We start from the raw sequence: 20,226 nt of genomic DNA on the forward strand, positions 1-20,226 counted from the left end.
GTTGCCCGTTTTTTCATATGAGATAAGGAACGAACATGGCTCTTTTAACATTGCACGGCGCGTGTCTGTCGTTCAGTGATTTTCCGTTGCTCGACAAGGCCGAGCTGACCATAGAGCGAGGCGAGCGCCTCTGTCTGGTGGGCCGCAACGGGGCGGGCAAGTCCACCCTGATGAAGGTAATTGCCGGTGAATTGCCCCTCGATGATGGCCGTCTGGTGTTGCAGCAGGACTTGAAAGTGACTCGTCTTGAGCAGGATCCGCCCACCTCGAGCGAGCTCACCGTGTTTGATTACGCCGCCGAAGGGCTGGCCGGAGTCGGTGAGCTGCTCAAGCAGTATCACCACGTCTCCATGGCGCTGGCGAGTGACCCGTCCGATGCCAACATTCGCAAGATGAGCCAGCTGCAGGAGCAGCTCGATTATCAGAATGGCTGGCAGTACGAGACCCGCATCAATCAGGTGCTGACCCTGCTTGGTCTTGATCCTGACGTGACCCTCGACAGTCTCTCCGGTGGCTGGCTGCGCAAGGTAGCGCTGGCCCGTGCACTGGCATGCGATCCCGATCTGCTGCTGCTCGATGAGCCGACCAACCACCTGGATATCGAGGCCATCAACTGGCTGGAAGAGTTCCTCAAGGATTTCCGTGGCGCCATCGTTTTCATCTCCCACGACCGTGAGTTCATCCACAAGCTGGCGACCCGGATCATCGATCTCGATCGCGGCGTGATCACCTCCTGGCCCGGCAACTATGACGAGTACCAGCAGGGCAAAGAGGAGTGGCTGCGGGTCGAAGAGCTGAAAAATGCTGAGTTCGATCGCAAGCTGGCGCAGGAGGAGGTGTGGGTACGCCAGGGGATCAAGGCGCGCCGTACCCGTAACGAGGGGCGAGTGCGCGCCCTCAAGGCGATGCGCATGGAGCGTACCCAGCGTCGCGAACTGCAGGGCAAAGCCAAGCTGCAACTCGACGAGGCGAGCCGCTCCGGCAAGCTGGTATTTGAAGCTGAAGGGTTGGGACTCGACTTTGGTGATCGCACCCTGTTCGAGGGGCTGGATCTGCAGGTGCTGCGTGGGGACAAGATTGCGCTGGTCGGCCCCAACGGTTGCGGCAAGTCGACCCTGATCAAGCTGCTGCTGGGTCAGCTAGATGCCACTCGTGGTTCGGTGCGTCAGGGTACCAATCTGGAAGTGGCCTACTTCGATCAGTACCGCGAACAGCTCGATCCCGAGCAGACGGTGGTGGACAACGTCGGGGAGGGCAAGCAGGAAGTGATGGTGCGCGGTCGCTCCCGCCATATCCTCGGCTATCTGCAGGACTTCCTGTTTGAACCCAAGAGGGCCAGAACGCCGGTCAAGGCGCTTTCTGGCGGTGAGAAAAACCGTTTGCTGCTGGCCAAGCTGTTCCTTAAACCCAGCAACCTGCTGATCCTCGACGAACCGACCAACGACCTCGACGTCGAGACTCTGGAGCTGCTGGAAGAGCTGCTGGCGGACTATCCAGGCACTCTGCTGCTGGTCAGTCACGATCGTCGCTTCATCGACAATACGGTAACCGGTTGCTGGCTGTTTGAGGGGGATGGCCGCATCAGCGACTACGTGGGCGGCTATGCCGACATGATGGCGACCCGCGAGCAGCAGCGTGCTCAGCAACAGGCCAAGAGCACGCCTGTGAAGGCTCCCGAGCCGGTAGCCACAGTGAGCGAAGCGCCGAAGAAAGGCAAAAAACTCTCCTACAAGCTACAGCTTGAACTGGATGGTCTGCCGGCGCGTCTTGAGCAGCTGGAAGCCGAGCTGGATGCGCTGCAAAGCGAGATCAACCAGCACGGTTTCTTCTCCCTGCCAAGCGAGCAGACCCAGCCCAAACTGGCCGCATTGAGTGCCGCCGAGACGGCGCTGGAGGAGGCATTTGCTCGTTGGGAAGAGCTGGAAGGACTCAAAAATCAGGAGTGAGTTCCCTGTAATTAAAACTTAATCCAGTTCAGTGCCTTGTGTCACATAGCCCGGTTAGGGTGGAAGTTTTTGTTTGACCGAGTGCGCTCGCAGGAGTAAAGATGAAAGCGACCGATGAGAATTTGGTCGCTTTTTTTGTTCCACGAAGAGGGTCGTAGATGATGAAGAGACAGAAGCGGGACCGTCTGGAAAGAGCTCGTGCTCGTGGTTATCAGGCTGGCGTGGTCGGCAAACAGAAAGAAGCGTGTCCGTATCAATGCCTGGATGCCCGTGGGCATTGGCTTGGTGGTTGGCGTGACGCCATGGAAGGGCGGGGCTCAGGCCTCTTCATGAAGTAGCAGGTACTTCATCACTCATTACAAAAGGAAAGGGGCCGTTGTGGCCCCTTTGCGTTGTGGCTTTCGCCACATTCAGGTTCGCATCAATCAGAATGCGGTAGTGTCCTGGAACAGGCCCACTTTCAGGTCGGTTGCGCTATAGATGGGGCGGCCGTCAACTTCAACGACACCATCGGCAATGCCCATCACCAGTTTGCGATTGATGACTCGCTTGAAGGTGATCTTGTAGGTCACTTTCTTGGCGGTCGGCAGGATCTGGCCGGTAAATTTCACTTCACCGACACCCAGCGCACGGCCTTTGCCCGGGCCGCCTTTCCAGCCGAGGAAGAAGCCAACCAGCTGCCACATGGCATCCAGACCGAGACAGCCCGGCATCACGGGATCACCCGGGAAGTGGCAATCGAAGAACCAGAGATCGGGGGTAATGTCGAGCTCTGCCAGGATCTCGCCCTTACCGTGCTCGCCACCGTTGTCATTGATCTTGACGATGCGATCCATCATCAACATGTTAGGGGCGGGCAGCTGACTGTTACCCTCACCAAAGAGTTCGCCATGGCTGCAAGCCAGCAGCTCTTCACGGGTAAAAGAGTTCTTGCCCTGTTCACACAGAGAAAGGCGGGCTTCCAGGGTCGAATTGTCTACGGTCACGCTGAGTTTCCTTCAAATGAGTAAAGCTGCGCCAATTTAGCGTACAGATGTGCGCTAAACAACTCCGATCACTTCATTAGCGGCCAAACAGCCGATCAAGAAGGGCGCGCAGCAGCCCGACTTTCGCCGTGCTGCCGTTCAGCTCATCCAGTCGCTCCTGAATGCGGCCGAACAGGGTATCGGGCATGTCAGGCTCACCCGCCACACAGCCAGTCAAGAGCTCGATAGCCTCTTCCACATGATCTACAGGGTGGATATGGAACTGTCCCGCTTCAACTGCGGCGATCACCTCATCAGAGAGGTTGAGTTGCTGGGCGTTGGTGCCGGGCAGCAGGATGCCTTGTTTGCCAGTCAGACCGTGGATCTTGCACACCCGGAAGAAGCCTTCGATCTTCTCGTTGACGCCGCCAACGGCCTGCACATTGCCAAACTGGTCGACCGCACCCGTTACCGCAAAGTGCTGGTAAATAGGCTGGCGGGCGAGGGCAGAGAGCAGGGCACACAGGCCGGTCAGGGAGGCACTGTCACCATCGATTTCGTGGTAAGACTGCTCGAATACCAGATTGGCCGACAGAGGGGAGGGGTTCTCGGCACCGAACTTGTTGGAGAGGTAGCCGTGAATGATCATCATCGCCTTGGCATGAATATGGCCAGCCAGTTCAGCCTTGCGCTCGATATCCGCCACGTCGCCATCACCCAAGTGAACAGTGGCGGTCAGGCGTACCGGTTCGCCAAAGTCATATGGGTGACCGGAGACCTGAATGACGGAGAGACCATTAATTTGGCCAATCTCTTCACCATCAGTCTGCAGCAGGATCTGGCCGTCGATAACCCCCTGATCGGACTGCTCAACCAGATAGTTGAGGCGATAATCCTGCTCCTCCAGCGCACCACGAATGTGCTCGTCGGTGACCTCTTCCGCTTCCAGCTCCCGTGCCAGACTGTCAGCCATCCTCATGATGGCGGAGAGTTGTACCGCGGAGAGAGAGAGCCACTCCTGGTGATCACAGAGTCTGCTGGCATGGCGACAGAGTGCGACAAGGGCTGCCGGTGTGAAATCCAGCAAGTTCCAGCGTTCACGTAACCAGGCCAGATACTGCAGAAACTCCTGCAGGTCTTCCTCTATGTTTACTTCGGATACTAGGTCGGCGCGCAGGAATATACGCTCTGACATGTCACGATCCAGCATCTGGAACTCAGCCACGTCCAGTCGGTCACCCACCAAGATCAGCTTGAGCTTGATGGGGGTCGCTTCAGGTGCAAAGAAGGGGGTTAGTGTCTTGCCTTCCTGATAGGCGTTCCAGTCCAGCTCGCCTTTTTGCATAGCATTTTTGAGCTTAAACCAAAGATGAGGCTGGTCGAGCAGCTCATCCAGTTGAAGAATAAGGTAGCCACCATTGGCCTGACGTAGCAAACCTGGTTCCAGCAAGTGCTGATTCGCGTAGACAGAACCCTGTTCTGTCTGATAGTTGATGGAACCAAACAGGGTATCCCAGTTGAGATCACGACCGTAAATTACCGGTGCTTCCTGCTCTTCGTGATGAATAAGCAGGTTGATCAGCACCGGATGCTGAAACTCCAGTCCCAATGCCACATGGGCCGCCAGATCCGAGAGAAAGTCATCGATCTTTGGATCGTTGTTTTGCTTGCGCATGATGCGGGTTACGATTCGCTCGGCATCGAGATGGTGGCTAAGCAACTTGAGTAGCTCGCCAACCATTTCGCAAAACTCAACGCCAGTACCGGGTTGCAGTCGCAGCCAGATAGGTTTGAACGGGTTGTTGAGATTCTCGGTATAGCAGAGGTCGAACAGATCGCCATCCTTACCATTGGAGTCGGCAATCAGAGTGCGGCACACATCTTCATAATCGGCACCGGGGAAACCGTTGAGCAGCATAACCGGGCAATCACCATCAAAACTGGCCAGACGTTTGATACCGGAGATTGCTCTGGGTTGCAGAGCGGCAAAGGGGATGGGCTCAAGCTCACAAAGCCTGGGGAACTGTTCAATCGCAAAAGCGGGTTTTAATTGTTCTGATGTTAATTCAGCCACTTAAGACATCCGGTCGAAGATAGGATCAATTGTTGCCATTATACACAGTTCAATAAGCGGTGACAGGAAACAAGATACTATATTTAACATAATATGCATTATGCGCAGTGATGGGGTTCTACGTTTTGGAGTTATTTCCGATGAAACACAGCCGTCGCCCACAGGATCGACTCTTGCTGGATGCATTAACCGCCGGTGTCGATCTGTTGACACCACTGCGGCGCCATCGGTTTCGGCAGCTAGATATCAGTGTGCCCGATGACCACCAGTTGCTGTGGTTCGACGTGTTCCCGTTGGCCGGTGCGTTGGTGTTGATTCATAAGGACACCCCGTTGTGGATCTGCCGCTGGAGGCGATTTGTTGGCTATCCAGTCGTTACCAGGTTAAATGGGATTCGCCCAGTGGCAGGTACTTTTGGCAGCGCTGCCTGCGGGAGGCCCGCGCCCGTGGCCTGTCGGTGAACGCTAGTGCTATAGGCCAGCCCTAAACATTGCTCACCGGGTTGAATGGCTCAGGCATGATCGATTGGTGCGACCTCGCGGCGTGCAGCATGGAGCTCGTCGGACATTTCCCCTGGGCTGATGCGCCGCACCACATCCACAGGCCAGGCGCTGCCGGTTTGCAGGACGCTGATGATCTCGGTCATTTCTGGGTGAGACATGTTGAAGGTCAAAAATAACAGAGTCTTTACAAATTATGCCGATAACCCCATTTATCGGCATCTCTGTGAGAGATAACATTGAGTGAATTTAACCACTACGGCGACACAACTCCGGTCAATGCGATCCTTGATGAAGAACCATCTTGATACCTTGCAGCCAAATGCAGAAGAACCTCACCTAAAGCAGGCAATGCATCGTGCTTGGTGCCATAGCGTTGGCAATAGAATTGGCTAGTTCACCAACTGCTCATTTAGCTGTACCCGAACATGTCTTGGGACCATGTCCCCTCCCCTTAGTCGATATTCTGAAACCACAAATGTCCCATCTTGAGACAAGAGTCCACTATTAGAGGCTGTCTTGACCTAGTTAAAGTAGTCGCCTTAATGGGTGGACAGATCCCCTGCCCTTACTCAAAATGCTAAAAATGCAAATTTCCCGTATTGAATAGTTCACACTTACAACAGTGCCGGATCATCAATGCCCTTGATGCAATAAGCGCTCCCTTCCCTCTTGGTTTCCGTGACTTTTATAATGGTGAATTTAACGTAACCATTCATATATTTACGTTAGGTGGCGTCTGGCTCCTGAGAGTTTTCGGTAGCCCACGACGATGACCATTCGTATAAGTCATCAAATCACCTTTTTAGACCTCAATGCACTCCACAGAGAGAATGAAAAAGACCCGCCTTTTGCGAGACGGGTCTTGTTCTTTCATTCCGGCTGATCAGGCTATTAGCCAATGTTTGCGTTTGGGTATGGGCGTTCGCGGATGGGATATGTGGACATTGCTGCACATATCCATGATTAACCTCTTCAGTTCATTCATATCGACAGAGTGAAGTGTTAACGACCAGAATGCTCTCGCCTGGCTGTAGTGCATGCCGTTGGTATAGAGCAGGGTGTCATTTTCAAAACGAAGTTGGCTACAGGGTGCCTCCATCTGCAATCCTGTTTCGGGAAACCAGATATTCAACGTGCCTGAGGGGATAAGGGTAAATTGCGCCATCAGATCGCCTTGTCCGACAATCTTGTAGGTCTTCTTGATAATGTCTATCGGCATAGGGGGTTGTCTCGATGTTTGAGCAAGCGATTTGGTTATTTTTCTCTCTGATACGGAATAAATATTGATCCCGCGGATGGCTACCTGCTCGTTCTTAACAGCCCTGCTGTTCCCTGAACCGGTTGCTATCCAGAGAAGTACAAAATAACGGCACCAGCTTGAATGAGACCTTAATGAATCACTTTTTTAGGTCACGATGCTCACCCGCCCTTTGAACGATTATCTCTCGTTTGTTGGCTCAATCTGTCTAGCGGTTTTTGTTGCGCGCTCTCATGTCGTTCACTGTTGCTGGTGTGCAGGTACTTCGAAGTGGTGTCGATGCTGTCATGTCCTGCATCGGCCTGTACGTGGGAGAGCGGCCGCCCGTGCAGATTGATGTCATGGGTGATCCCGGTATGGCGGATCGCATGGGGAGATAGTTGCCGCATTTCGGCTGCATCCTGGGCAAATCCATCCTGCTCTGCCAATTCTGCCCCTTTACCGATGATCACCATGATCAAATCCCGTAACTGGCGAATGCCGAGGTTGGCGTTGATCTCCCCCTGCTCGCGGCCGTGGGCTGCCGCTTTATGACGAACGAACAGTGGCGTCTGTTCATCCGGTGTCGGCAAGGGAGAGAGACCGAGGAAACGGCGGTAGCGCTCGAGTGCCGCCAGCAGCGCTTGGGATACCGCTACGGTACGCCGTTTGCCCCCTTTGCTTTGCGGAATAAAGTAGCCCCAGACGCCGGTTTTGCGATCCCGCCTGAACTGCCCCATCACAGGGGTAAAGCCCGGCCGGGCCGCCACCTCAGAGATCCGCAGATAGCAGGCATACATCAGAATGATGAGAAAACGGCTGCGCTCGTGCTGCTCCGGATGGTCGTTGGCAAGGGTATCGGCGGCCTGCATCACGTATGACCACTGCAACTCGCTGAAGACCTGCACCTGATCATTGGCCTCCAACTGTTGCGGCCGTTTGACCCGCTGCAGTAGCAGAGCGGGATTCCTGTCCATGTACTCCTCCTGGATCAGGAACTGGAAGAAGGCCGACAAGATGGCGAGCTTGGTCTTCATCGCCTGCTCGCTCAGGCGATAGGGCAAGGTGCGGCCCAGCTCCCGCTTGCCGAGAAACGGTCGCCATTGCGGGTTGGGCAACCGCTCTCCCCACTCCTTGTCGAGGACAAACTGCGCCACGTTGCGATAGGCGATCAACTCGTCAGGGGGCGACTGACAGTAGTCGAGATAGCGGATCATGATGCGGCGAGTGAGATCTTTCGGGCTGATGGCCGCCTCGTGAAAGCACCAGTGCAAAAAAGTGGTCAGTTCGCTGCGATAGGTTTTGTAGTTGTTTTCGCTGTTGCGCTGTTCCAGCAGCCAATCGACCGCCAGTTCGTAAACCAGACCGGCATCGGGTACATCGTTGAGGCTGAGGTTGGCAAGGTACTGATTGACCTGTGGGTTACCGGCTTCCAGATAGATAAGGCTGTCAAACAGCGGCATGGCTGGCGGCAAGGATAATGGTTGTTGAGTCATGGTGTTGCTTGTTGATGCTGAGATGAGTCGATATGAGCCTGTGAGCCGAGTTGCTAGAAAAAGGCTCGTGATAGATGAATGCGGCTTCTATTGGGATTGGTACTGCCTCTTGTTGTTGCTGATTAATGTCTCCGGGAGCGATCTGGATAACGTTCTCTTCACTGTTTGCTCATTATTTTCTCATAGATCTGGCTGATGTCACTCAGTGGTGCACGCTATTTAGTTATGCATTGGATATGCGCCGTTGTTAAAAAATTCTCGGGGTAAATAGCCGTAAAAATGGTTTTAAATGCAAATAAAGTGAATGCCGCGAGCTGTTTATCCCGAGAAATAGCAGGTCTGTGCAATCAGGCCACCTGCTTTAGTGGCTTCTCCTTGCGCTTGGCTGCTGAAGCCTCTTCCTCTTTCGCGCCTGCCTGAACCTTGCCGCCGCGCAGCAGGGTTTGCAGCACATCGCGTTGCTCTGCCAGGTAGAATGCCAGACTCTCTTGCTGCTCTGGGGCCAGCTCGATCGGGGCGCCAGCCAACAGGGTCATCAACTCATCGGCTGTATCCAGCAGCTTGTCATAGGCATCGGCCTCTTTTTTGCTGGCAAAGGTCATTTTTTCCACTCCCCCACGAACAACCACATATTTGATCTCGACAGCCATGATGGCCTCCTCTTGGTGATGATGGATAGAGTATATGTATGGATATACAGTATTGCAAATAACCTCACCGGAAAAGAGTTCGCCGGGGTTTAGCGACAAAAGCCGCGCTGGATCAAGCTGTCTCAAAGCGCCATTTGACTTCCACGCCTGACTGGTCGGATCATGGCCTTATGACGATCGTACGACACCTGTTTATCCTGCTGATGGTAGAGGTGCTGCTCCTCGGGAGCATCGCCCATTTGGTCGTGGGACTCCCCTGGTTGCTGACCCTGCTGTTTGTCGTGTTTGCCCTGCTTGGGTTGCGTTGTCTGGTGGTGCTCGGCAGCTGGCTGTTTACCCGCTTCTACCCCTCCCCGGCTATCGGCCCCTGGCGCAGGGTGAAGATGATGGCGCAGGAGATGTTGGCCTACCTTTACACCTTCACCTTGTTGCTGCCGTTCGAACCTTTGCTGATGGCACCCGATCGGCTGCGGCCATGCCAGCGCCCCGTATTGTTGGTGCATGGTTACGGTTGCAGTCGCGGGATCTGGCACACCCAGCGCGCCCGACTGGAGGCTGCAGGCCATGTGGTCGCCACCATTACCCTGATGCCACCATTTGGTCATATCGATGAGATGGTGCCGCTACTGGCCAAGCGAATTGACGATGTGCTCGCGCAAACCGGGGCTGACAAGCTGGTGCTGGTCGGTCACAGCATGGGGGGGCTGGTCTGCCGCGACTATCTGGCTATCCATGGTGGTGACAAGGTCGTGCGCCTGATCACCCTGGCTACGCCTCATCAGGGCAGTCAGCTGGCCGCCCTAGGGCTTGGGGCCAATGCCCGCGAGATGGAGCCCGGTTCCGGCTGGTTGCAGCGTTTTGCCTCTGTGCCGCTTTGCGTGCCCGGCATCTCGGTGCGCACCAGTCACGACAATGTGGTGATGCCGCAAGAGCGGCAACGATTGGCGGGAATGGAAGATATCGAGTTGCCTGCCATTGGCCATCTCTCTCTGCTCTACTCCCGTCGCACGACTGATCTGCTGCTTGATCTGTTGTCCCGGGTCTGACCCTCCTTATTCGTCCTTCAACTGTTATTCCAAATAAAACAGGGGCCTGATTGCTCAGGCCCCTGTTGATCTCTTTATCCCATCATCCGGTTAGAAGTGTATCCCCTTGATCAGGGTCGAGACGGCAACCTGATCGGCGGTGGCTTTGGATTTGTCGCCATCCTTGGGATCGGCAAAGGTGCGGAAGCTGGTGTTCATGATCACCTGGGCGACACGTGGTGCCAGGGCATGCACCACCTGACCAAACACCCCGAGGCGAGTGGCCAGTCGCACATGCTTGTTGATGATGGTATCGCACACCAGATCGGCCGCCTCTTCCGGCGTCATCATAGGTACCTGCTCATAGACCTTGGTCGGCGCTACCATCGGCGTTTTCACCAGCGGCATATTGATGATGGAGAAGCTGACCCCTTTATCGGCAAACTCGGAGGCGGCGGTACGCACCCAGGCATCGAGGGCCGACTTGGAGGCAACATAGGCGGAGAAGCGCGGCGCATTGGTCAACACCCCGATGGAGGAGATGTTGATGATGTGCCCTTTTTTCTTCTCAATCATGGTGGGCAGCACCCCCATGATCACCTTGAGTGCGCCAAAGTAGTTGAGCTGCATGGTGCGCTCCAGATCGTGGAAGCGATCGAAGGAGTCCTCGATGGAGCGGCGGATGGAGCGGCCGGCATTGTTGACCAGAATATCGACGCCGCCGTGATCGGCCACGATGCGAGCGGTGATCTCCTCGGCCTGCGCCAGATTGGAGAGATCCCCCTGATAGATCTCGATGGTCAGCCCCAGCTCGGCAAACTCCGCTTTAGTCTCGGCAATCTTCTGCTCGTCGCGGGCGATGGTAACGACGTTGGCCCCCGCCCCCGCCAGCTTGCGCGCGGTTGCACGGCCGATACCGGAGGTGGCCCCGGTCACCAGCACCACCTTGCCCTCGACCCGACCACGCAGGGAGCGATCGATGAAGAGCTCCGGGTCGAGGTGGCGCTCCCAGTAATCCCACAGACGCCAGGCGTAGCTGTGCAGCGGCGGCACTTCGATACCGGTCCCTTTCAGTACTCGCTGGGTTTCGCGACTGTCGAAACGGGTGGGATAACTGATAAGGCGGAACACATCCTTGGGCAGACCCAGATCGGCGATGGCGGCATCGCGGATGCGGCGCACCGGCGCCATGGTCATCAGCATGGTGGTCAGGTGGCGGGGAATGAAATTAAAGAGAGAGGCATTGATGCGGATCGCAGGCTCCGGCGCATGGGCGGCGCGGGAGAAGGTGCTCAGCATGTCGCCGACCCGCATCGGGTTGGGGTCGGTCAGGTGGAAGGTCTTGTTCTCCTCGCCCTCTTGATGGGCGATATGCACCATGGCATCGACCACGAAGTTGACCGGCACGATATTGATGCGCCCGCCCTCAACCCCGATGGCTGGCATCCAGGGCGGCAGCAGACGGCGCAGCTTCTGAATGGTCTTGAAGAAGTAGTAAGGGCCGTCGATCTTGTCCATCTCGCCGGTATTGGAGTCACCGACAACGATCCCCGGTCGATAGACTCGCCACGGAACTGTGCACTCGTTTCGCACAATCCCTTCCGCTTCGTGCTTGGTCTGGAAGTAAGGCATGTCGAGGTGTTCGGCCTCATCGAACATGTCCTCGCGAAACAGACCGTCAAACAGGCCCGCTGCAGCGATGGAGCTGCAGTGGTGGAACTGCCCCGCCCCCAGCCGCTCGGCAAGTTGAACAGCCTGACGGGTCCCTTCGGTGTTGACCTGCTGCTGGATCCCCGCCTTGGCGTTGAGATCATAGATGGCAGCCAGATGGAAGAAGTGGTCGATCTTGCCGATCAACTGCTCCTGCATCTCGACCGATACCCCCAGCAGCGGTTGTGTCATGTCGCCAAAAACCGGGACTGCGCGCGATTCATCCACATTCCAGAATGAGAACAGCTCTGGCAATTTCTCCTGATGAGAGGCGCGCATCAGAAAATAGACGGTACAGTCGGGATGCTGTTGGAATAACTTTTTGATCAATCGACGCCCGATAAAACCACTACCGCCAGTAATGAAATAGTTCATAAAGAGAATCCTGCTACTGATTAGGGTGTTACTAGGTTGTTAGATATATCACGATTCATATGGGAATCTGCAATTTGATTGTCGGTTCGTGAGCAAACCCTAATTTCGGTGGTGTGCCTGTTCCGTTATTAGGTAGAACCCTCTATTTTTTGTCCCTAGACTGAAGTCGAAAAATCAGTAATGCCACAACCCGATTGCAGTTTCGTTGTCGCCATTACATTTAACTGTCGTTATTCAAGGAGAAGATCATGGCTAAGAAATTGAAAGCGCTGGCAGGGTCAGTGACCGACAACCAACTCACCTCCACCATCAAGGAGTCCACCCAGCAGATCTGGTTGGCGGGTCTGGGTGCCTATGCCAAAGCGCAGGAAGAGGGTGGCAAGATTTTTGAAGCCCTGGTGCAAGAAGGGGAAGCGCTGCAAGCAAAAACCCGTCAAAGTGCAGATGAGAAGATTGCCGCTGTGACCGACAAGACCGCCAATACCTGGGGCCGTCTGGAGCAGGTGTTTGAAGATCGTGTGGCCCGCGCTGTGGCCAGCCTCGGCATTCCGACCCGCAAGGATATCGACAAGCTCTCCAAGCGCATGGCCGAGCTGACCGACGTGGTCCAGCAACTGCTGGATGCGCAGGAAGAAGAAGCCCCTGCCGCTGAAGCCAAACCGGCTGCCGCCAAAAAGCCCGCTGCCCGCAAGCCTCCGGTAAAGAAGGCACCGGTAGCCAAGGCTAAAGAGGCCGTAGTTGAGCAGGCCGCCGATCTCCTCTCCGCTGCGGAAGATGCGGTGAAAGAGGTGAAGGCCAAAGCAGAGAGCGTCCTGCCCTGATACCTCGCGGTGACGGAAGGTGATTGATACCGGCCCATGCCCTGTGCTGGGCCGGTCTTGTCATGGTGAATGTCATGGATAGGGAGGCAACGCTATGAGTACCATCGCAATTGCCCTTGCTGGCGGCGGGCCGCTCGGCGGCATCTACGAGATTGGTGCCTGCGCAGCCCTCTCTGACAGCATCAACGGCTTGCGCCTTGACCATGCCGATATCTATGTTGGCGTCAGTTCGGGGGCCGTGGTGGCCTCGGCGCTGGCCAACGGCATCTCGCCGGCGAAGCTGGTGCGGATCCTGCTCAGCGATGATTCTGGGGAGATGTTTGACCCGGCCACCTTGCTGCGACCCGCCTTTCGTGAATACGCCGACCGTCTGACCTCGATCCCGCCGCTGGCGTGGCAGAGCCTGACCTACTATCTGGCGGCGCCCTGGAAGCGCAGCCTGTTTGAATCGCTGCAGGGGCTCTCCAAGGCCATTCCGACCGGACTGTTCGACAACCGCGGGGTGGATCGTACCCTGACCCAGTTTTTCTCTCGTCCCGGCCGCAGCAATGATTTTCGCCAGCTGCGCAGTCGACTGTTTGTGGTCGCTACCGAACTCGACACCGGTCATCCGGTCGCCTTCGGCAGCCCGGGGCTCGATGACGTGCCCATCTCGGCGGCGGTACAGGCGTCGGCCGCCCTGCCCGGCCTCTTTCCCCCTTCATTGATTAACGGGCGTTACTATGTGGACGGGGCGCTGATCAAGACTCTGCACGCTTCGGTAGCGCTGGAAGAGGGGGCGGATCTGGTGTTCTGCATCAATCCGCTGGTTCCCTATGATGCGGACATGGCCGCCGGCACCCCGACCAATCTGGTGGACAGCGGTCTGCCGGTGGTACTGGCCCAGACCTTTCGCGCCATCATCCACTCCCGCATGCATGTGGGGATGGATCGCTACAAGCACCAATATCCCGACGCCGACGCCCTGCTGTTTGAGCCCTCTTCTGCCGATGGCGAGATGTTCTTCACCAATGTGTTCAGTTACCGGGATCGTCGCCGCCTCTGCGAGCACGCTTACCAGCATACCCGTCGCGATCTCTGGCAGCGTCGTGACGAGCTGGCGCCAGTGCTGGCCAAGCATGGCCTCGAGCTCAATCTGGCCGCTCTGGCCGATGAAGATCGCACCCTGCTGGCCCCCGGCATTGGCTCGGTCGCCGTCCTCGACAAGTCGCTGGAGCAGTTGCAGCACTGGCTTGCCAAACGCTATCGCCACGGCGTGCGCCGTTCATCACCAAAGGAGTAGCATGGATCGCAAACCCAAACGTCGTACCCGGGAGCGGATCCTGACCACTGCCCTCGCCTGCTTCAATCGACAAGGGGAACCCAGCGTCACCACCTCGGCCATTGCGGCCGAGATGGAGATCAGCCAGGGCAATCTCTACTACCACTTCCACAACAAGGAGGAGATCGTCAACTCCCTGTTCTGCGAATTTGAACAGCAGATGGATCGCCTGCTGGAGGCGGTCAGCACCCCGTCCGATGAGCCAGAAGATATCTGGCTCTTTCTCCACCTGATGTTTGAAACCATCTGGCAGTACCGTTTCCTCTACTACGATATCGCGACCCTGATGAGTGGTTATCATCAGGTGGAACAGCGCTTTTCCGCCCTGCTGCGCCGCAAGGAGCTGACCGCCATCGCCATTTGCAACCATCTGCAAACGGTCGGGCTGATGGAGGGCACGGCGCAACAGATGCGCACGCTGGCGGCCAATGTGGCGCTGGTGGGCACATTCTGGATCTCTTACCAGCGGGCACTGCACCCCAAGGCGGACGCCGATATCGCCCTCGGCGTCTTTCAGGTGATGCAGCTGGTCGCACCCTATTTGCGGGCCGATGCCCGCGCTCATCTGGGCGCCCTCGCCCACCACTACACCGACAAGGTTTGATTCACATGCTACAGGGAGAACAAGCATGACCACTTCACAACTCGAATTTGTCCCCTTCCCCTACGCGGATGCGGCCTATGACTATGCCGGCCAGAAGCTGGCGGACAACTGGGATCGCCTCCATCAGGGGGATGCCGAACCTTGGCCCGAGGATGAACAGGTACAGGATGCTTGGCGGGCCTATCATGCCGGGGATTTTGCCCGGGCCGTCGCCCTTGGCGAAGCGGCCGGTGAGGCGGGCCTCAATGTGGCGAACAAAGCGCTGGTGATCCATGCCAGCTATCTGCTGGAAGACAAATATGCCAAGCGCGCCGCCTTCGAGCGGGCGGCCAGCAATGCCGAGAAGCTGCAAAAACGCCAGTCCAGGAACGCCAACGCCTGGTATTTCCACGCGTTGGCACTCGGTCGCTACAGCCAGGTGATCTCCATCTCCAAGGCCCTCTCGCAAGGAATTGGTGACAAGATCAAGGCAAGTCTTGAGAAGGCGCTGGAGCTGGCGCCCGATCACGCCGAGGCCCATATCGCCTTTGGCGCCTGGCACGCGGAGATCGTCGACAAGCTGGGGGCCATGATCGGCGGCCTCACCTATGGTGCCAAGAAGGAAGAGTCCGAACGTCACTTCAAGGAGGCGCTGGCGCTGATCCCCGAATCGGCTATCGCTCGCATGGAGTACGCCAACGCTCAGGTGATGCTGCACGGCAAGAGCCGCCTGAAAGCGGCCGAAGCCCTCTATGCCGAAGCGGCCGAGTGCGAACCCATGGATGCCATGGAGCGCCTCGATGTGGAGGCTGCGCGCGAAGAGCTGGCGGATTAACCGCCACTCTTGCCACGGATAGACAACAAAACAAGAGGCCAACCCACGGGTTGGCCTCTTTTATGATGGGTGCAGTCCGGTTGGCTACGCTGTCACTGGTCGCTCAAATGGTCGCTCAAATGCTCGCTCAACCGAGCAGCGCATCCAGCCCGTTGGGGTCAAACAGCAGCTCCGGTTCCATCAGCACCAGCAACAGCAGTTGTTCGAACTCCACCGCAAACCGCTCGACCACCCGACCCGGATCCGGTACCAGCTTCTTGTCGGTGATAAGGCCCAGCTGCACCTTGTGATCGTAAGAGAGGATGGATACGCCGACGCCGATATCCCCCGATTGCGGCACCCAGAACAGCGGCTGACGCAGTCTTGCGCCGGCCAGATAGAGGGTCTGCTGCGGGCCGGGCACGTTGGTGATCACCGCGCTGGCCTTGGCCGTGAGCAGCTCGACGGCCTGCTGCTGCACCGCATTGGGGGCCATGCCAAGGGCATGTAACAGGTTGAGCACCACCACGGGTTGTAGAGATGTGCGCAGCGCCTGCATCCGGTCACGTACGGTATAGAGCCGCTGCAACGGGTGTTCAACATCCAGTGGCAAGTCCAGGGCCACCAGCCCGAAGCGGTTGCCAAGTGCCCCCTCATCGTCCGGTGCACGCATATTGACTGGCACCAGGGCGCGGATCTTGACCTTGTTGGCATCATCCCCCTTCTCCTGCAGGTAGTGGCGAAACGCCCCTGCGGTGGCGGCGATCAGCAGATCGTTGACCGAGCAGCCCAGTACCTTGCCCACCGCCTTGATATCCGGCAGATCAATTTGCTCCGACCAGGCCACCCGCTTGGTGCTGGTAGTCTTGCCACGCAGGCGGCAGGGTGAATCATCACCGAGGGTGGCGATATTGCACAGCTCGCTCGCCACATCCCGCCCGGTCTTGAGGTAATCCACCGCCTTGGTGGGATGGGTGACCACTTCGACATATTTGGACCAGAGGCTACCGGTCAGCTTGAGGCCGGCCCGCACCAGACGGCTGCCCTGGTGGCAATCCTCATCATCCTCGTCATCGCTGTCATCCAGTGGCTCCGATGACGGTGGTCGCGGCGCCCCTTCCGGTGTGTTATCCATCATGGTCAGCATGGCCCGCACCAGCGAGAAACCATCGCCCATGGCGTGGTGAATGCGCACCACCAGCGCTTGCCCACCCAGCGACGTGTCGGTCAGGTGCATATCCCACAGGGGGCGCTGGTGGTTGAGCGGCGTCGAGGCGAGATCGGCCACCAGCTTCTCCAGCTCCAGCTTGCCCGCTTCACCCGGCAGGATCACTCGCTTGAGGTGCTGATCGAGATCGAAATCGGGATCATGACGCCAGTAGTAGGAGCCCCCCTCCAGCACGGCCCGCTGGTGGAAGCGGGGTTGCACCGAAATGGTATGGCGCAATCCGGCCCGCAGACGCGCTTCATCAAGCTCCCCTTCAAACATCAGGACACCGATGATCTGCATCAGGTTGTTGGGTCTGTCCATGCGTAACCAGGCGGTATCGACGCAGGAGATAAATTCACTCAGTGGCATGGTTGTTTCCCTACAAAATGAATTTACCGAGGCGGCAAATTGCTCCTGTCTTCATATCCGGATGAAGACTTGATGCAATCAGAATGACATTAATGAGTGCCGACTCGAAATATGAAATAAAGATGAAAGATTACTTGCAAAATAGAATCGAGACCTCGCTGGAGAATAAATCTGACAAACCATATGGCTTACCAACTTATTTCAAACAGCCATCGTTTACAGCTGATTTATTTAAAACCAGTGCAACGAAGAGTTTCAAACACGTTTGGGGCAAGGTAAGCGATTGTCGACATAATCGAGGATCTCTTGCTCCAGTACACTGCGTACTGGCAACAGCATCAAACCAAGATGCACTTCCAGTTCCAAGGTATCTTCGTCCAGGGTGAGAGTGCCATGTACCCCTGAGCCGCGAAAACGAAGCTCGGTCTCCTCTTCATCTGCCCATTCGCAATCGAGTTGATAGCTCTCGCTCATGTCCGCAGCGATGGCTTCGGCCGCGATCCGAGCGGCGGCCAATCCCAGCGGATGCTGACGGCTGATCTGGATGGTAGAGAGTGCGCTGCTGCCAGCGAGCGAGTTGAAGAACATGGTCGTTACTCTGGGTCATAAGTTAGTTATTGATATTAAACACATGTTCACAACAAATGAAAGGATGGTTCACATAAATGGGACTCACTTAACAGAGTCGAGAGGGATGCAGGCCATCAGCGGGGCATGGCATTTATTCCCTCCCCCGTGCGCGCTACACTTGTCACGGAACGGTCAGCAAAAGCTGCTTATTTTTCATTCATTTGTATCTTCGTATCACCGAATCCCCATCAATGGGCCCAAGGCCAGAGAGCTGTAGATGACGCATCAAGAACATGCCCACGACGACGATAGCACCCTGGGTCGGCTCTACCGCCAGCTCAAGCGGGTTGCAGCCTTGCGCGAGCAGATGCGTGCCCACCCGGAAGATCAGCAGGATCGGGATCGGCTACGCCAGTGGCAGGCCGACCGGTTGGGGCGAACCCATCGTGATCTGCTGGAGAGTGACCGCTACGGCCCTGCCGCCGAGTTCTTCCTGACCGACCTCTATGGCCCGGGGGATTGCGCCCGCCGCGATGCAGATGTGATGCGGGTGATGCCGACCGCCGAGCGGTTGTTGCCGGAGTCCGGTCTCAAGGTGCTGGCGCAGGCGATCGAGCTCGACGCTCTCTCCGAAGAGCTGGATTACCTGATGGTGGTGGCGCTGCGGCGTATTGATGGCATTGCTCCCATCACGCCGGACCATTACACCATCGCCTATCGTGCCGTAGGCGAGCAGGCGCGCCGGGAACATCAGATTGCGTTGGTGAGCGAGCTTGGCATGACACTGGACAGACTGGCGAGAAAACCGCTACTGGGTGCGACCCTCAAGCTGGTGTCAGGGCCCGCCCATCTGGCGGGGCTTGGCGAGCTCTTCTCCTTTGTCGAGCGCGGCTATCAGGTGTGTCATCAGATGGGGCGTGCCAACGAGTTCCTCGAGACCATCGCCAGTCGCGAGACGGCCATCATGACGGCACTCTTTAACGGCGACGACAGTGCGCTGGGGTAAGGCTTATCGAGGGATCAGCCGCCGGAATAACAAAGCGGGCCTATGAGCCCGCTTTTCGTTTATCACTGTTTGCCGATATGTTGGCCAATGCAAGACCGGTCAGATCACCAACAGATCCATAAAGGCGTGTACCGGGGTGGCTGCAAGGCGCGGCCCATCCTGACAAAGGGCCAGAATGTCGTTGACCCGTTTGGCCGGGAAACGGGTGGCCAGATTGTGCTGGAATTTCTCCACCAGCAGCGGGATCCCCTCCTCCCGGCGACGGCGATGGCCGACCGGATACTCCACCTCCACCTTGGCGGTGTGAGTGCCGTCCTTGAAGAAGATCTGGATGGCGTTGGCGATGGAGCGCTTGTCTGCCTCCAGATATTCGCGGCTGTAGCGTTTATCCTCCTGCACCACCATCTTGCCGCGCAGCCCATCGATGCGGGGATCGGCGGCAACATCGTCCTCGTAATCTTCGGCGATCAGGCGACCAAAGATGAGCGGCACCGCCACCATGTACTGCAGGCAGTGATCCCGATCGGCCGGGTTGTTGAGGGCGCCGACCTTGCTGATGATGCGAATGGCCGACTCATGGGTGGTGAGCTCGATACGGTCTATCTCGTCGAGCCGCCCCTTCACCTGCCCATGCAACTTCATGGCACACTCCACCGCGGTCTGGGCATGGAACTCGGCGGGATAGGAGATCTTGAACAGCACGTTCTCCATCACATAGCTGCCGTAACCTTGGTGCAGGGCGAACTGATTGCCCTTGAACAGCACGTCGTAGAAGCCCCACTTGGGGGCGCTCAGCACGCCGGGATAACCCATCTCGCCGCTCATGGTGATAAGGGCGAGGCGCACAGCGCGAGAGGTGGCATCCCCCGCCGCCCAGCTCTTGCGCGACCCCGCATTGGGTGCATGGCGGTAGGTCCGCAGGCTCTGGCCATCGACCCAGGCCTGGGAGACCGCATCGATCACCTGATCGCGGGTGCCCCCCAGCATATGAGTCACCACGGCGGTGCTGGCAACCTTGACCAGTACCACGTGATCGAGGCCGACCCGATTGAAGGAGTTCTCCAGCGCCAGCACCCCCTGAATTTCGTGGGCTTTGACCATGGCCACCAGCACATCGTTCATGGTAAGCGGCGCTTTGCCCTCGGCGACGCGAGTACGGGAGAGCCAGTCGGCAGTGGCCAGAATACCGCCCAGATTGTCGGATGGGTGACCCCACTCGGCGGCCAGCCAGGTGTCGTTGTAATCGAGCCAGCGGATGATGGCACCGATGTCCCAGGCCGCCTTGACCGGGTCGAGGCAGAGCTGGGTACCGGGCACCCGGGCACCATGGGGCACGACAGTACCGGGTACGATGGGGCCAAGGTGCTTGGTGCACTCGGGGAAGCGCAGGGCCAAGAGGCCACAGCCTAGCGTATCCATCAGGCAGTAACGGGCGGTGTCGAGAGCCGCCTTGCTGGTAATAGGGTGGTTGCAGACATAATCGGCAATATCGACCAGCACCTGATCGGGGTCTGGTCTGTGGTTGACGTCGACGTTGGCGGACATCGTGAC

18 protein-coding genes are annotated in these 20,226 nt (G+C 57.2%); 8 read left to right on the top strand and 10 right to left on the bottom strand.

What is annotated here, in order from left to right:
• The first annotated feature begins 35 nt into the window (after window positions 1–35).
• Both G5380_RS02630 and rmf read left to right on the top strand, forming a co-directional pair.
• Window positions 36–1,946, top strand: coding sequence for an ABC transporter ATP-binding protein (locus tag G5380_RS02630; RefSeq protein WP_421209045.1), 1,911 nt, complete (start codon window positions 36–38; stop codon window positions 1,944–1,946).
• A 158-nt stretch (window positions 1,947–2,104) separates the two neighbouring features.
• Window positions 2,105–2,284 carry a ribosome modulation factor gene (rmf, locus tag G5380_RS02635; RefSeq protein ID WP_005315693.1) on the top strand — a complete coding sequence of 60 codons (180 nt, stop codon included), beginning with the start codon at window positions 2,105–2,107 and terminating at the stop codon, window positions 2,282–2,284.
• A gap of 87 nt (window positions 2,285–2,371) precedes the next feature.
• On the opposite strand, the gene fabA is transcribed toward rmf, so the two are convergent.
• The 6 genes from fabA to G5380_RS02665 form a co-directional block, all read right to left on the bottom strand.
• The gene (fabA, locus tag G5380_RS02640; RefSeq protein ID WP_421209044.1) at window positions 2,372–2,932 is read right to left on the bottom strand and encodes a 3-hydroxyacyl-[acyl-carrier-protein] dehydratase FabA; all 561 of its coding nucleotides are present in this window, start codon (window positions 2,930–2,932) and stop codon (window positions 2,372–2,374) included.
• Between the two features lie 76 nt (window positions 2,933–3,008).
• Window positions 3,009–4,985 (bottom strand): Lon protease family protein, encoded by a 1,977-nt coding sequence (locus G5380_RS02645; protein WP_421209043.1) that lies wholly within the window; start codon window positions 4,983–4,985, stop codon window positions 3,009–3,011.
• Window positions 4,986–5,496: 511 nt separating this feature from the next.
• Complete coding sequence (locus G5380_RS02650; protein ID WP_216953579.1) at window positions 5,497–5,646, bottom strand: hypothetical protein; 150 nt, start codon at window positions 5,644–5,646, stop codon at window positions 5,497–5,499.
• Between the two features lie 725 nt (window positions 5,647–6,371).
• A complete protein-coding gene (locus G5380_RS02655; protein ID WP_216953580.1) occupies window positions 6,372–6,707 on the bottom strand; it encodes a hypothetical protein in 336 nt (111 codons plus the stop codon).
• A gap of 200 nt (window positions 6,708–6,907) precedes the next feature.
• Window positions 6,908–8,188 (bottom strand): tyrosine-type recombinase/integrase, encoded by a 1,281-nt coding sequence (locus tag G5380_RS02660; RefSeq protein ID WP_421209066.1) that lies wholly within the window; start codon window positions 8,186–8,188, stop codon window positions 6,908–6,910.
• A gap of 380 nt (window positions 8,189–8,568) precedes the next feature.
• Window positions 8,569–8,871 (bottom strand): YebG family protein, encoded by a 303-nt coding sequence (locus tag G5380_RS02665; RefSeq protein WP_421209042.1) that lies wholly within the window; start codon window positions 8,869–8,871, stop codon window positions 8,569–8,571.
• Between the two features lie 170 nt (window positions 8,872–9,041).
• Here G5380_RS02665 and G5380_RS02670 point away from each other — a divergent pair, with 170 nt between their 5' ends.
• Window positions 9,042–9,917, top strand: a complete 876-nt coding sequence (locus tag G5380_RS02670) for an esterase/lipase family protein (protein WP_201905388.1) — start codon at window positions 9,042–9,044, stop codon at window positions 9,915–9,917.
• Between the two features lie 90 nt (window positions 9,918–10,007).
• Here the strand turns inward: G5380_RS02670 and G5380_RS02675 are convergent, their stop codons facing one another.
• Window positions 10,008–11,981: an SDR family oxidoreductase gene (locus G5380_RS02675; protein ID WP_421209041.1), complete on the bottom strand. Its 1,974-nt coding sequence runs from the start codon at window positions 11,979–11,981 to the stop codon at window positions 10,008–10,010.
• Between the two features lie 248 nt (window positions 11,982–12,229).
• Here G5380_RS02675 and G5380_RS02680 point away from each other — a divergent pair, with 248 nt between their 5' ends.
• From G5380_RS02680 to G5380_RS02695, 4 genes are all read left to right on the top strand, one after another.
• Window positions 12,230–12,802 carry a phasin family protein gene (locus G5380_RS02680; protein WP_005333118.1) on the top strand — a complete coding sequence of 191 codons (573 nt, stop codon included), beginning with the start codon at window positions 12,230–12,232 and terminating at the stop codon, window positions 12,800–12,802.
• Between the two features lie 94 nt (window positions 12,803–12,896).
• Window positions 12,897–14,084 carry a patatin-like phospholipase family protein gene (locus tag G5380_RS02685; protein ID WP_421204911.1) on the top strand — a complete coding sequence of 396 codons (1,188 nt, stop codon included), beginning with the start codon at window positions 12,897–12,899 and terminating at the stop codon, window positions 14,082–14,084.
• A 1-nt stretch (window position 14,085) separates the two neighbouring features.
• The gene (locus G5380_RS02690) at window positions 14,086–14,727 is read left to right on the top strand and encodes a TetR/AcrR family transcriptional regulator (RefSeq protein WP_421204912.1); all 642 of its coding nucleotides are present in this window, start codon (window positions 14,086–14,088) and stop codon (window positions 14,725–14,727) included.
• A 25-nt stretch (window positions 14,728–14,752) separates the two neighbouring features.
• On the top strand, window positions 14,753–15,541 hold the full coding sequence (locus tag G5380_RS02695; RefSeq protein ID WP_421204913.1) for a hypothetical protein: 789 nt from the start codon (window positions 14,753–14,755) through the stop codon (window positions 15,539–15,541).
• Between the two features lie 127 nt (window positions 15,542–15,668).
• On the opposite strand, the gene G5380_RS02700 is transcribed toward G5380_RS02695, so the two are convergent.
• On the bottom strand, window positions 15,669–17,099 hold the full coding sequence (locus tag G5380_RS02700) for a wax ester/triacylglycerol synthase family O-acyltransferase (protein WP_421352328.1): 1,431 nt from the start codon (window positions 17,097–17,099) through the stop codon (window positions 15,669–15,671).
• Window positions 17,100–17,354: 255 nt separating this feature from the next.
• Window positions 17,355–17,687 (bottom strand): polyhydroxyalkanoic acid system family protein, encoded by a 333-nt coding sequence (locus tag G5380_RS02705; RefSeq protein ID WP_100645872.1) that lies wholly within the window; start codon window positions 17,685–17,687, stop codon window positions 17,355–17,357.
• Window positions 17,688–17,946: 259 nt separating this feature from the next.
• Here G5380_RS02705 and G5380_RS02710 point away from each other — a divergent pair, with 259 nt between their 5' ends.
• Window positions 17,947–18,675 carry an FFLEELY motif protein gene (locus tag G5380_RS02710; RefSeq protein WP_337072236.1) on the top strand — a complete coding sequence of 243 codons (729 nt, stop codon included), beginning with the start codon at window positions 17,947–17,949 and terminating at the stop codon, window positions 18,673–18,675.
• Window positions 18,676–18,774: 99 nt separating this feature from the next.
• On the opposite strand, the gene G5380_RS02715 is transcribed toward G5380_RS02710, so the two are convergent.
• Window positions 18,775–20,220 carry a bifunctional 2-methylcitrate dehydratase/aconitate hydratase gene (locus G5380_RS02715; RefSeq protein WP_421209037.1) on the bottom strand — a complete coding sequence of 482 codons (1,446 nt, stop codon included), beginning with the start codon at window positions 20,218–20,220 and terminating at the stop codon, window positions 18,775–18,777.
• Window positions 20,221–20,226: the final 6 nt, after the last annotated feature.

This window comes from Aeromonas sp. 604443, assembly GCF_049170315.1.
Taxonomy (GTDB): Bacteria; Pseudomonadota; Gammaproteobacteria; order Enterobacterales; family Aeromonadaceae; genus Aeromonas; species Aeromonas veronii_A.

Coding starts and splice junctions, on each gene's coding strand:
- G5380_RS02630 (WP_421209045.1), top strand. CDS start 36: ATGGCTCTTTTAACATTGCACGGCGCGTGTCTGTCGTTCAGTGATTTT.
- rmf (WP_005315693.1), top strand. CDS start 2,105: ATGATGAAGAGACAGAAGCGGGACCGTCTGGAAAGAGCTCGTGCTCGT.
- G5380_RS02650 (WP_216953579.1), bottom strand. CDS start 5,646: ATGTCTCACCCAGAAATGACCGAGATCATCAGCGTCCTGCAAACCGGC.
- G5380_RS02655 (WP_216953580.1), bottom strand. CDS start 6,707: ATGCCGATAGACATTATCAAGAAGACCTACAAGATTGTCGGACAAGGC.
- G5380_RS02660 (WP_421209066.1), bottom strand. CDS start 8,188: ATGCCGCTGTTTGACAGCCTTATCTATCTGGAAGCCGGTAACCCACAG.
- G5380_RS02665 (WP_421209042.1), bottom strand. CDS start 8,871: ATGGCTGTCGAGATCAAATATGTGGTTGTTCGTGGGGGAGTGGAAAAA.
- G5380_RS02670 (WP_201905388.1), top strand. CDS start 9,042: ATGACGATCGTACGACACCTGTTTATCCTGCTGATGGTAGAGGTGCTG.
- G5380_RS02675 (WP_421209041.1), bottom strand. CDS start 11,981: ATGAACTATTTCATTACTGGCGGTAGTGGTTTTATCGGGCGTCGATTG.
- G5380_RS02680 (WP_005333118.1), top strand. CDS start 12,230: ATGGCTAAGAAATTGAAAGCGCTGGCAGGGTCAGTGACCGACAACCAA.
- G5380_RS02685 (WP_421204911.1), top strand. CDS start 12,897: ATGAGTACCATCGCAATTGCCCTTGCTGGCGGCGGGCCGCTCGGCGGC.
- G5380_RS02690 (WP_421204912.1), top strand. CDS start 14,086: ATGGATCGCAAACCCAAACGTCGTACCCGGGAGCGGATCCTGACCACT.
- G5380_RS02695 (WP_421204913.1), top strand. CDS start 14,753: ATGACCACTTCACAACTCGAATTTGTCCCCTTCCCCTACGCGGATGCG.
- G5380_RS02700 (WP_421352328.1), bottom strand. CDS start 17,099: ATGCCACTGAGTGAATTTATCTCCTGCGTCGATACCGCCTGGTTACGC.
- G5380_RS02705 (WP_100645872.1), bottom strand. CDS start 17,687: ATGTTCTTCAACTCGCTCGCTGGCAGCAGCGCACTCTCTACCATCCAG.
- G5380_RS02710 (WP_337072236.1), top strand. CDS start 17,947: ATGACGCATCAAGAACATGCCCACGACGACGATAGCACCCTGGGTCGG.
- G5380_RS02715 (WP_421209037.1), bottom strand. CDS start 20,220: ATGTCCGCCAACGTCGACGTCAACCACAGACCAGACCCCGATCAGGTG.